Annotated in this window: 8 protein-coding genes; 3 read left to right on the top strand and 5 right to left on the bottom strand. The window is 59.5% G+C overall.

The window, feature by feature from the left end:
- Positions 1-443: 443 nt before the first annotated feature.
- From AC6FTP_RS12410 to AC6FTP_RS12420, 3 genes are read right to left on the bottom strand one after another with little or no spacing between them, the layout of a single operon-like run.
- Positions 444-1,343, bottom strand: a complete 900-nt coding sequence (locus AC6FTP_RS12410; RefSeq protein ID WP_497207237.1) for an alpha/beta hydrolase — start codon at positions 1,341-1,343, stop codon at positions 444-446.
- On the bottom strand, positions 1,340-2,932 hold the full coding sequence (locus AC6FTP_RS12415; protein WP_497207238.1) for a sialidase family protein: 1,593 nt from the start codon (positions 2,930-2,932) through the stop codon (positions 1,340-1,342). Before AC6FTP_RS12415 ends, AC6FTP_RS12410 begins: the two co-directional genes overlap by 4 nt.
- 22 nt (positions 2,933-2,954) lie before the next feature.
- Positions 2,955-3,809, bottom strand: coding sequence for an SGNH/GDSL hydrolase family protein (locus AC6FTP_RS12420; RefSeq protein WP_497207239.1), 855 nt, complete (start codon positions 3,807-3,809; stop codon positions 2,955-2,957).
- A gap of 93 nt (positions 3,810-3,902) precedes the next feature.
- On the opposite strand from AC6FTP_RS12420, the gene AC6FTP_RS12425 reads away from it, so the two are divergent.
- Complete coding sequence (locus AC6FTP_RS12425) at positions 3,903-5,219, top strand: neutral/alkaline non-lysosomal ceramidase N-terminal domain-containing protein (protein WP_497207240.1); 1,317 nt, start codon at positions 3,903-3,905, stop codon at positions 5,217-5,219.
- On the opposite strand, the gene AC6FTP_RS12430 is transcribed toward AC6FTP_RS12425, so the two are convergent.
- Positions 5,220-5,933, bottom strand: a complete 714-nt coding sequence (locus AC6FTP_RS12430) for a dioxygenase family protein (RefSeq protein WP_497207241.1) — start codon at positions 5,931-5,933, stop codon at positions 5,220-5,222.
- Positions 5,934-5,985: 52 nt separating this feature from the next.
- Complete coding sequence (locus tag AC6FTP_RS12435; protein WP_497207242.1) at positions 5,986-7,704, bottom strand: endo-1,4-beta-xylanase; 1,719 nt, start codon at positions 7,702-7,704, stop codon at positions 5,986-5,988.
- Between the two features lie 69 nt (positions 7,705-7,773).
- On the opposite strand from AC6FTP_RS12435, the gene AC6FTP_RS12440 reads away from it, so the two are divergent.
- Positions 7,774-9,390: an SGNH/GDSL hydrolase family protein gene (locus AC6FTP_RS12440; RefSeq protein WP_497207243.1), complete on the top strand. Its 1,617-nt coding sequence runs from the start codon at positions 7,774-7,776 to the stop codon at positions 9,388-9,390.
- A 4-nt stretch (positions 9,391-9,394) separates the two neighbouring features.
- The gene (locus tag AC6FTP_RS12445; protein ID WP_497207244.1) at positions 9,395-10,951 is read left to right on the top strand and encodes an N-acyl-D-amino-acid deacylase family protein; all 1,557 of its coding nucleotides are present in this window, start codon (positions 9,395-9,397) and stop codon (positions 10,949-10,951) included.
- Positions 10,952-11,360 lie beyond the last annotated feature (409 nt).

Genomic DNA, 11,360 nt, shown 5'->3' on the forward strand with positions numbered 1-11,360 from the left:
CAGGGAAGCCTCTCGCGCCAGGCTCAGACCTCCTGACGCACCTCGGAAGGGTCGAGCCACTCAGGAATCAAGCTCAGCAGCATCGACAGAAGAATGGGGACAAAAGAATCCGGCGAATCCATTCTCCTGTCCCCATTCTTCTGTCGAATCCGGGTTCATGGGCTTTCCGGCGAGGCAAGGGGGCTGAGGCCGACCTCTCGAGCCGCGCTGACTGTGGAGCTGGGAGTCACTTCGGCGGGTGGCTGGTAAAAGATTGGGGGTAAAAGATCAGAAAACAGGGGCTCCCCTTTTTTACCCCTCATCTTTTACCAGCCAAGTCAGTCGCAAAAGCGTGGACATAAGCAGCTGCCTTTCCTTGGGTCGTCGAGCAGGCTTTGGACAAAGGAATGGGGACAGAGGAATATGAAGTTCATTCCCTTGTCCCCATTCCTCTGTCCTGATCTTCAGGGTTTCTTCCCCAAGCTCCCCAGCCACTCGACGAGCACCTTCGGCCACTGGGCACCGGGGAAATTGTGTTTCACGCGGGAGGGGATGAGATTGCCGACGCCGTGGCCGCCTTCTTCGTGGAGATCGAGCCGAGCGGGCACGCCGAGCTTTTTCAAGTCGGCGACGATGTTCGTGGCGATCTCGATGGGCTTGTCGGTAGTGGCGTGGACGAGAAAAACGGGCGGCGAGTTCGCTTTGAAGACGAAAGGGTTCTCCGGCTTCCGCCAATGCCACGTTCCGAGGCCCACGGCGAAATCGGGACGACTGCTGAGGCGCTCGATGGGATCGGTGGCCTGTGGATCGCCGAGATCGAAGTTCGCGGCGAGATTCATCGCGAGGTTCGCACCCGCGGAATAGCCCGCGACACCGACTTTCGCCGGATCGATGCCCCATTCGGCGGCGCGATGACGCACGAGGCGCATGGCGCGTTTCGCATCGAGCAAGGTAAGCGCCAGGATGCCTTCGTGGGGCAGAATATGCGGCGGACGCGTGCGGTATTTGAGGCCGATAACGGCCACGCCCATCGGATTGAAGACCTCAGCGGCATACACGACGTGCGTCTTCCAAGCGTGCCCGCCATAGCCGCCACCGGCACACACGACAATGGCCATGCCGTTGCGCTTGTCCTTCGGTGGCAGGTAGGGCGTGATCGTGGGCACCGAGACGTTCTGGATGGTCTGGTTGTCCTTGATGACCTCCGGCTCGGCGTTTTCCAGGAACTGCGGCGCCTTGTCCGGCCAGAGCAAAATCGGCTCCGGGGTGCCGGGGCCGAGCTGGTTCATCAGCTCGCGCTCGCTGGGTGTGAGTTCGGCGAAGGCGCTGGAGATGAGAGCGAGGAGGAGAGGCAGGCGTCTCATTTCACCACCTCCACATCGACATACATACAGGTCATCTTCGGCGCATCGTGGATGTAGAGCAGCCGGCCTGGGCTGATCTCGCGGATGCTGGTGTAGTTGAAGCCGACTTTTTCAGAGATGACGTGATGCACGGGCCATGTCTGGCCGCCGTCGAGGCTGAACATGAGGCAACTAGCTGGACGTCCATAAGCGCAGGCGAGCACGCCGTTGCTCATGAGCACAAGGTCGGGGAGGACCTTGCCGACTTCGAGTTCGACGGGCTTTGTCCAGGTCTTGCCGGCGTCGTGGGAAAACATCTGCTTCATGCGGCTGTTGCGATCTCCGCGAATGACGGCGGTTTGCTCGGTGGCGCTGAGGCGGCACACGGCAGGCTCACCGCCGGGTCCGACGGTACTGAAGTAGGTCCAGGTTTTGCCTTCATCGGTGCTGCGCATGAGGTGGGACATGCGCACGGTGTTGTTGCGGCCATCGGGCAATTTCACAGCCTTGCGACTCCACACGACCATCGTCGCGCCACCATCGGCATCGTTCCAAATGTGGCGCTCGCAGATGATTTGATCGCCTTTGGACTCGTTGGTGAATTCCTTCGGCAAAAGGATCTCGTTGTCGATCATCTCAAAGCTCGTCGCATCGGCATTGAGGTGCACCGTTTTGCCCGTGACTCGGCCATCCGGTTGCGTGCGCGTCCAGCGTGAGACGGCGAGGATGCTGCCATCAGGACGACGCAGGCATGGCAGCGGCGTGGTGTCGAGTTTGTCGAGTCCGGGAATGGGTGTCCATGTTTTGCCCTCGTCGGTCGATTTGAGCAGCCCATACGGCTCGTAGAAGGCATCGGGGCCTTGGGCGACGCTCATGAGCAGCAGACCTTTGCCCATGTCATAAAGATAAGGCCGCGTCTGGCGGATGTCGTCGCGCTTGATCTCCCAAGGCTCGCTGACGGTGAGCTTGATCGGGGCTTTGGCAGGAGTGGTAGTCGCTTTGCGCACGCCGAGCTTCACGCTGGACCACAAGGCATCGCCCGTGGCGGTCTTTGCGCTCGATCCAAATTGAATGAACGGCTCCGGCGAGTCCGCAGGCTTCCAGAAAGCGCCCTGGCCCTCCACCTTCTTCACGCCATCGACCCACATCTCCATGTCCGTGCCGCGAATGACTAGGCGGTAGGTGTGGAAGCGGTTCGTCGTGTCCATCGGGACGAAGCGATCCGTGAAGCTCGTGGCTTGCGCGGGGAAGATCACGAGTCCGTCCTGATGCTTGCCATCGCTGACCTGCACCATCACCGGCGCGCCATCGCGCCAGGGCCAAAGCGATGTCGCGGGCTTCTTCGGTTGTGATCCCGTGATGGTGTCGGCTTTCACCGTGGCTTCGACGATGATCTCGTCATCGGGGCTCCCTTTCCAAGCGGCGCGGTAGTGCGCGAACTCCTTGCCATCGTCGATCAAGCGCAGGCCATCGGCTTCGAGCGTCGCGTTGGGTTTACCGACTGCGGTCCATGTCGAATCAGGCAACGCTTTGCCATCGTAGTTCACGAGCCAAGTGATGTCCTCGGCATGAAGCACTAGAGCGCTGAAAAGGAAGATAATGAACCGCATGATCTTGGGAATGAAGCTTCGATCACTTCTTCTTCGGTGCGGGAGTGCCTTTGGCCTTCTCCGCAGCGGCTTTGGCGCGCGCTTCGGCCTGCTTTTTCGCAAACTCCACGGCGGCGACTTCGAGTGCGGGCCAGGAGGACTTCGCTTTGTCGAGTTCGGCTTCGTTGAGGCCGAAAGCCTTCAGCACGCCGATGGCCATGAGCTTATTGCCTTCGCCATTCATGTGAACGCCGTCGCTGGTGAGCACTTTGACGTTGGGTTTGTTCTCCGCCTTGATGCGTTCTTCAAACATCGCATACAGGTCGGCCATCGGGATGTTCTTCTCCTTCGCGAGCTGGCGGAGGAAGGCGTTGTAAGGTGCGAGCAGGCCGTTCTCTTTGCTGGCGAGGTTTTCCTGAATCACCGTCGCGGTCAGCATCACTGGCTTCACGCCAGCGGCGGTCGCCTGGTCGATGATTGCAGTGATGTTTTTCTTGTAGGTGCCGCGCGTGCCGACCTTCTCGTCATAGGTGCCGCTCTTCGCCATCGCCTCATCCAGCGGCACGCCGCGCGGGCCATGCCACACGTCGTTCACACCGCAGCTCAGCGTCATCCACTGCGGTTTTTTGCTCAGCACATCTTTGTCGAGTCGGGCGAGCATTTGATCCGATTTGTGGCCGCCGATGCCTGCCGGAACCGGCTCGGCCTTGATCCCATTCGCCTCCAATCCCGCGATCACGAGCCGCACATAGCCCGCTGGATTGCCCCAGCCTCCCGCTGTGATTGAGTCACCGAGAAAAGCGATCTTCTCACCGCTCTTCACGGTAATTTCAGCGTGGATAAAAGCAGGTGTGATGATTGTAGCGGCGAGGACAGGGAGGAAACGGAGAGCGTGCATATTCAGGGTGGGTGCAAGCAAACGAGCCGCCACCTTCAACCTTTCTGCCGTCGAGCACTCTCAAGAAACGGATTCTCGCTGCGTATTTGGCACATGCGAGTTCTTCACCTCCTCTCATCCCTGCTTGCGGTCACCGCCATCGCCGCTCCACCTGGGGCCACGCCCTTGTCTCCACCGCAAGCGCCGAAATCCATCGCACCGCATGTGCCTGCGACTTGGAAGGTCGGTGTGGCTGTGGCCAAAGTAACTCCACAGAAGTTGCTCTTCATGGCTGGTTATGCTTCGCGTAAAACGCCCGCCGTTGGCAAAGTGCAGGATCTCTTTGCCAAGGCTCTGGCTCTTGAAGATGAACAGGGCCACAAGCTCGTGTTTGTGACTCTCGATCTCATCGGTGTGCCGCAAGCAATGCGACATGCCGTTGCTGAGCGGGCCGAGAAAGAGTTCAAACTGCCGCAGGCCAATCTGGTCATGAACGCCTCACACACGCACAGCGGACCCTCATTGCGGAGCACGCCGCCCACGGAAAAAGATCTCGAAAATCCACGCATCAAAGACTCCTGGGACTACACGCAGAAGCTGCAAAACGACATCGTCGGGATCATCGGCAAGGCAATCGCCGACGTGCAGCCAGCGCGGCTGACCTGGAACAAAGCGCGCTGTGGTTTTGCCATGAACCGCCGCCGTGACTACACGCTGCCGACGGATCATCCGAACGCGAACAAGGCTCCGAATCCAAACGGCCCCGTGGATCACGAGGTGCCTGCGCTGCGCGTGGAAGCACCTGATGGCACGCTGAAGGCCACGCTCTTTGGCTATGCCTGCCACAACACGAGCCTCGGCTTTTACAATTATTGCGGCGACTACGCAGGCTTCGCTCAAGAATACCTCCAGGAGCATCGCCCTGGCTTCACCGCGTTGTTTTTGATGGGTTGCGGTGCGGATCAAAACCCCTATCCACGCCGCAGCGATGTGGTGCCTGGTGTCACCGATCTCGAACTCTCCATGCAGCATGGTCGCTCGCTTTCGAATGCAGTCGAGATGGCGCTCGTCGTCAATCCACGGCCTGTCGCTGGGCCGATTCGAGCCGCTTATGAAGAGATCATCCTCGACTATGCAAAGCCTGGTCGCGAGCCACATCCCTATCCCGTTCAAGTCATCAAGATCGGCAAGGATCTCACCTTCATCACACTCGGCAGCGAGGTCGTTGTCGATTACTCCCTCCGCTTCAAGCGCGAGTTTGCCGGTGAGGCAGGTGTGTGGGTCGCTGGCTACTCAAACGATTACACCGGCTACATGCCGAGCCTCCGCGTGCTCAAGGAAGGAGGCTACGAGGCCGCCGCCGGATGGGCGGAGAGCGTGGAGGACCGCATCGCGAACAAAGTCCACGAGATGCACAAGAAGCTGGATTGATCACTGCGCCGGACGTGGTCCGGGCGGTGGTCCCTTGCGACGCTTTTCAGGATCTTCCGGAGTCATGCCGATCACGATGTCCCAGGTTCCCACCAGGCCATCGTTGGCGGGTTTGAACTCGCGAATGACCGAGAGTCTCTGAGCTTCGTCGCGGATGCTTTTCAGGATGCCATCCTTCTCATTCTGCGGCTCGCCCGCCAGATAAAGCTGTGTGGTGAGCATGCGTTTGCCGTTTTGCATCACGGCGATGTGATAATGCCGCGTGCGTCCGGTGTAGAGGCCGGGCTTAATGCTGCGGAAGCGATACTCGCCTTTCTCGTTGGTCGTGATCTTGCCAAAACCCTGGAACTGCGGATCACGTTCCTTGCCTTTCTGCGTGCCACGGCTGTGGATGTAACAGCCGTTGTTGTCCGCCTGCCAGAGTTCGATTACCGCTTCAGAGATCGGCTTGCCATCGACATTGAGCAGGCGTCCTCCGAACTCAGTCACGATGCCACTCGCAGGTGCTTTGCCACCGACGATCTGCGTCAGGTCATTGTCCTGATCGAGCGGCAGATGGTCCGGGTAATACGGACCTTCCGTCGCACGAGGTGTCAGCGTGAGCGCCTCAGCATACACGCTGCTGGTGATGATGCCGCCGGTGGTGAAGAGCAGGCTTTGCAGCAGCTTGCGGCGGCTTTGCGGGATATGGAAAGGATGAATACTTGAGTTCATAAGTGGTCGTGTTTCAACTTCGGTCATTCCACAAGGTTGCGTCCCATGTGGATCATTGCGGCTGTAATAGCGCCGGCTTCTGGCCCTTTGCCGTGACCTCATACCATCCGGGGAAACCACGCCACGCCACCTTGCCCTTCGCGTCGGTCTTCAAGGTGACCTCCGTGTGCCACTTGCGGCCGATCCATTCCTCCAAAACCTCGCCGCGAGGGCGGATGCTCCAGTCTTTGGACCAGGACGCGGCCTCCGGCTTCCAGTGGGAGCCTTCCCAGAAGCCCCACAGCAGAAAACTCGTGTAAGCCGGATGGCTGAAGACGGCGATGAGCGCATCGCGTGTGTAGTCGGCGGCCAGTTCCTCGTCCTCGGTGGTCACGATGTCGTATTCGGTGATGGACTGATGCGGCACGATCTTTGCAAATTGATCCGTCACGGCCAGCAGATGTTCAGGAGAAGGCAGGTAGCTCTCGTGGAAGTGCGCTTGATTGCCGAGGCCCGCGACCTTGAAGCCATTGGCGTTCAGCTTCTCGATGTAGGAGAATGTGTCATCGCACTGCGGACCGGGACGGAAGATCTGATCTTCGTTAACGAAGAAGGGCAGCTTCGTGAACGTGCGTGCCAGCGTGAAGACCTCGCGGTCGAGGGTTTCGAGGCCGGGACGCTTGTTCAGCATGTCCGCACCGCCCCAGGCGATGGGGTGATTGATCACATCCCACTCGATCACTCGATCCTTCACAAAGGCCATGCGCTCCTTCACACTGTCGAGTGTGCGCTGGCGGATCACGGCGTTGTCCTTGATGTCGTGCAGATTGAAGGGCGTGGCCACCTGCATGAGGTAATGCCCCCGCACGTCGATGTGCCGCTCAGCGAGCCATTGGAAGGCTGTGTCGATCTCCTCGTTGCGTTTGGCTTTTCGGCCTTCGTCGAAATCAGGACCCCAGTTGCCGTCTTTGAGATCATTTTCGAAAACGACGATGCTGAAGAGCTTTTCCACGACTTCGCGGTAGCGGCGGTCGTCCTCGCTTTCGCTGCTGAAACGCTTCGCCACCACGGCGGAGCCGAAACCAAAGGCGTGACGCTTCAGCGAGAGTTTCACCTCCGTCTCCGCCAGCGGCTGGCCGTCAGTGTCTTTCACGATCATCGACAAATCTTTCTTCCGATGCTGCTCGATGCGTTCCATCGCCGCCTTGCGCCACGGCGCATTCGGTTCGCGGCCCGCGTAAGTGCGTTTAATGGGCTTCGCCTTTGGAAACAAGGCCACCTCCATCGTCGCCGGATACTTCAGCACGCGGATGCTCTCCACCTCGATGCTTTGCTCCTTGTGCCCGCACAGCAGCACCACCGCCGCTTTGTCCGCAGGCACTGCATCGTCCGTCACAAACACCACCGGTTGCTCCGTCCACTCGCGATGAATGCCCACACCAATCGTCGGCCCGAATGAAGTGTAGGGTGCGCCTTTGAGCTGGAGCTTCGCCTCCACCTCGCCGGATGCCTCCGCGCCCACGACACGCGCTTTGATGATTGCCAGCACTCGCTCCTTCTTCGCGATCTCCGCCGAAACCGGAGCCGTAAACTGCGCCGCATAAGCCTTCGCACGATCATCCTTCGTGATCGTGACGCGCTTGCCGAGCGTGAGTGATTCCACCTTGCCCGCCGTCGGTGAAGCATTCGCCTGCAAAGGCGAATCACCACGCACATCTGCTCCACCTGGTGGAAGATCGAGAGCGTGCAGTGAGTGGATGGAGAGCAGCAGGGAGAGCAGGCAGCGTTTCATTTGGGGGGCTTTGTAGCCTTGTTTTGGCCTCGTTGGCAAATGCCATGATGCGGGTGGCGTATGAGTCACATGCGCCTCTTCACCTTTATTTTCTTCGTCATCTCCAGTTTGGCGGCTGAAACGCCGCTTTCACTCACCCTGCAATCACGCTCACCTGCTGGCCGGGCGACTTTGGTGAAGGAGCAATGGCTGCCTTCTCTCACAGCCATCATCGTGTGTGACATGTGGGATCTGCATCACTGCAAAAACGCGGTGATTCGCGAAGGCGAGATGGCCCCGCGCTTCAATGAGGTGCTGGAAAAGGCGCGCAAAGACGGCGTGCTCATCATCCATGCGCCGAGTTCGTGCATGAAGCCTTACGAAGGCACTCCGGCACGCGAACGTGCGAAGACTGCGCCTGCCTCAGCACGGTTGCCGGACAAGATCGGCGACTGGTGCAAACAAATCCCCGCCGAGGAGCAGTCGGTGTATCCGCTCGATCAATCCGATGGTGGTGAAGACGACGATCTGGTTAAACACGCTGCCTGGGCCAAGGAACTCGAAGCCAAGGGCCTCAATCCGAAAGCACCGTGGACGAAGCAAATCGACACGCTGCGCATCGACCAGGACAAGGATGCCATCAGCGACAGCGGCGTGGAGATCTGGAATCTCCTCGAATCGAAGAACATCGACAATATCATCCTCATGGGCGTGCATTTGAATATGTGCGTCAGTGGCCGCCCGTTTGGCCTGCGCCAGATGGCGAAGAACGGGAAACATGTCGTGCTCATGCGCGACATGACCGACACGATGTACAATCCCGCCCGCTGGCCTTTCGTGAGCCACACACGCGGCACGGAGCTCTTCACGCAGCATGTGGAGCGGCTCATCTGCCCCACCATCACCTCGGATCAGTTCATCGGCGGCCAGCCCTTTGCTTTCAGCGATGCCACGGCGGGCAAAAAACGCCTGCAAATCATCTTGCTCGGTGACAGCACCACGGAGGCCAGCATTCCGAAGAAGATGGCTCCTTCTGAGCCGCAGATCGAGGACACCCTGCGTATCCTCCTGGCTGCCAATCCTGATCTGCCACCCGCCGATGTCTATAATGAAGGCGTCAGCGGCGAATACATCCGCCGCCTGCTGGACACGCGCTATGACAAGGCGGTGAAGACGAAACCGCAGGCCGATTACATCTTCATCCGCTATGGCATCAATGATCAGGCGAGGGTCAAAGACTTCAAAAATGCCTTCCCAAAAGACTTCAAGGAGCTGCTCGCCCGCCTCCGCCAGGATCATCCGAAGGCGATGCTCATCCCGATGACGGCGATACCTTATTACACAGACAAATCGCCCGATGCGATCAATGACCTGGTGCGGCAGGTCGCCGCCGATGAAAAGCTCACGCTCTTTGACATCGCGCCGCGCTACCTCGCCGAGTTAAAGAAGAATCCTGATGGCCTCAACTACCGCCGCTTCCCGCTCTCAAAGATCCCCGAGAATCTGCGCGCCTTTGCCACGCCTTACATTCAGCCTGAGGCCGACCCAAAAGTTGTCGTGCTCGACAATCGTCTCGACGGCGTCTTTGGCCACCTCCCCGGCTGGGCCGGGGACCGCCACCCGAATCTCGCCGGTTATAACGTGATCGCCGATGAGACGGCGAAGTGGCTTGCGCCGGTGATTCGTTCTCAGCATGGAAAGAACTGATCCCATGCACTTCCGGCTCTTTCTTTTCCTCGGCCTCATTCACTCTGCCCTCGCGGCTGACTTTGATGTGCTCATCACGAATGGGCGCATCGTCGATGGCACAGGCTCGGCGGCGCAGGCTGGCAGTGTGGGGATTAAAGCTGGGCGCATCGTGGCGATGGGGGAGGTTTCCGGCACGGCGGAGACAGTCATTGATGCAGGCGGCAAAGTGGTCGCGCCGGGTTTCATCGACGTGCATACGCACTCGGAAAAAATCAGCGAGGTGCCAGCGGCGGAAAACTTTCTCCGCATGGGCGTGACCACGATCATCACGGGGAACTGCGGCATGTCGCGCACGGACGTTGCGGCGTTTTTTGACGAGATCAGCAAGGCGGGCATGACGCTGAATGTCGCCACGCTCATCGGTCACGGTGCGGTGCGGGAGCAAGGGATGGGCGGGAAGTTCATTCGTGCGCCGAGTGATGAGCAGCTCGCGGCCATGAAGCGGCTTGTGGATCAGGCCATGAAGGACGGAGCTGTAGGCATGAGCACCGGGCTGATCTATGTGCCGGGCTCATTTGCCAAGACGGACGAGATCATCGAGCTGGCGAAGGTGGTGGCGGGTCACGGCGGCGTGTATGCCAGCCACATCCGGCATGAGACGCTGCGCATCTTCGAGGCGCTGGATGAGTTCACTCGCATCGCTCGCGAGGCCAGAGTGCGTGCCGAGCTGAGCCACATTAAACTCTCCGGCCCCGCAGCCTGGGGCAAGACGGCGGAGGTGCTGGCCTTCCTCGATAAAGCGCGCGCGGAGGGGCTGGAGATCACTCATGATCTCTACGGCTACACCGCCTCCAGCACCGGCCTGCGGCAAACCATCCCCGATAGATCGCTCGAAGGCACGCGGGAGGACTACGCCGCACGTCTGGCAGACCCTCAGGCAAAGGCAAAGACCATCGAAGGCATGATGGAGATCCTGAAACGCAACGGACGCAGGGACTACAGTTACGCCGTCGTGGCGCGCTTCGTCGCCGATCCTTCACTCAATGGCCTGACCATTCCCGAAGCGGCGAAGAAGGTGCGCGGCAGTGATTCACTCGCAGATCAGATCGAGCTGCTGCTGGACATCGAGAAGCGCGGCGGCGGCAGTGGCATCTTCCACGGCATGGATGAGCAAGACGTGACCGCCTTCCTCAAACATCCGCTGACCATGATCGCCAGTGATGGCGGCCCGCGAAAGCTTGGCGAGGACATCCCACATCCTCGCAGTTATGGGAACAATGCCCGCATCCTCGCCCGCTATGTCCGTGAACAGAAAGTGCTTTCCATGGAGGAAGCCATCCGCCGCATGACGAAGCTGCCCGCGCAGACCTTTGGTCTCAAGGATCGCGGTGTGCTCCAGCCGGGTGGCTTTGCCGACGTGGTCATCTTTGACCCTGAAAAGATCGCGGACCCGAGCACCTTCAATGACCCGCATCATTACTCGGTGGGCTTTGCCGAAGTGCTGGTGAATGGCGTGCCCGTGATCCACGAAGACAAGCTCACCGAAGCGCGTCCCGGCGGGCCGCTGCGGCGGCAGTGAGGTCGCGGCCTCATCGTCGCACGACATTGCAGTCGTAAGCGGGTGGGGTGAGATGGCATCTCGCCCATACTCCCCCGAGTTATAAACTCGCGACACCAGTGTACGAGTTTCAAACTCGCTCTACAGCGAACCCCATCTCCCAGTCTCTGCGTCTCCTTCCGCCTACAGCCTCCGAAAGTGCTGATGCCAACAAGTTTACGCTGCGCGACCAACCCTGCCATGGCACGTTCCTCCTGGGTTTGATTGAGTGAAAATATGGAACCTTGGAAAGCTAGCCTCAGGGGAGACCGGGGTCTGGCAACTGCTCAAAAGCCCCCAAGAATGCCTCATTTCACGCGGCTCACTCCACGATCTCAGGCCCAAGCGCTGCAGGGATCGAGCGCGAAAAGACGGACGAGGTGGAGACTAG

The sequence above is a fragment of the Prosthecobacter sp. genome, from assembly GCF_044378005.1.
GTDB lineage: Bacteria > Verrucomicrobiota > Verrucomicrobiia > Verrucomicrobiales > Verrucomicrobiaceae > Prosthecobacter.

Bases quoted from the DNA above. Each gene is read 5' to 3' on its own strand.
- AC6FTP_RS12410 (WP_497207237.1), bottom strand. From the start codon at position 1,343: ATGAGACGCCTGCCTCTCCTCCTCGCTCTCATCTCCAGCGCCTTCGCC.
- AC6FTP_RS12415 (WP_497207238.1), bottom strand. From the start codon at position 2,932: ATGCGGTTCATTATCTTCCTTTTCAGCGCTCTAGTGCTTCATGCCGAG.
- AC6FTP_RS12420 (WP_497207239.1), bottom strand. From the start codon at position 3,809: ATGCACGCTCTCCGTTTCCTCCCTGTCCTCGCCGCTACAATCATCACA.
- AC6FTP_RS12425 (WP_497207240.1), top strand. From the start codon at position 3,903: ATGCGAGTTCTTCACCTCCTCTCATCCCTGCTTGCGGTCACCGCCATC.
- AC6FTP_RS12430 (WP_497207241.1), bottom strand. From the start codon at position 5,933: ATGAACTCAAGTATTCATCCTTTCCATATCCCGCAAAGCCGCCGCAAG.
- AC6FTP_RS12435 (WP_497207242.1), bottom strand. From the start codon at position 7,704: ATGAAACGCTGCCTGCTCTCCCTGCTGCTCTCCATCCACTCACTGCAC.
- AC6FTP_RS12440 (WP_497207243.1), top strand. From the start codon at position 7,774: ATGCGCCTCTTCACCTTTATTTTCTTCGTCATCTCCAGTTTGGCGGCT.
- AC6FTP_RS12445 (WP_497207244.1), top strand. From the start codon at position 9,395: ATGCACTTCCGGCTCTTTCTTTTCCTCGGCCTCATTCACTCTGCCCTC.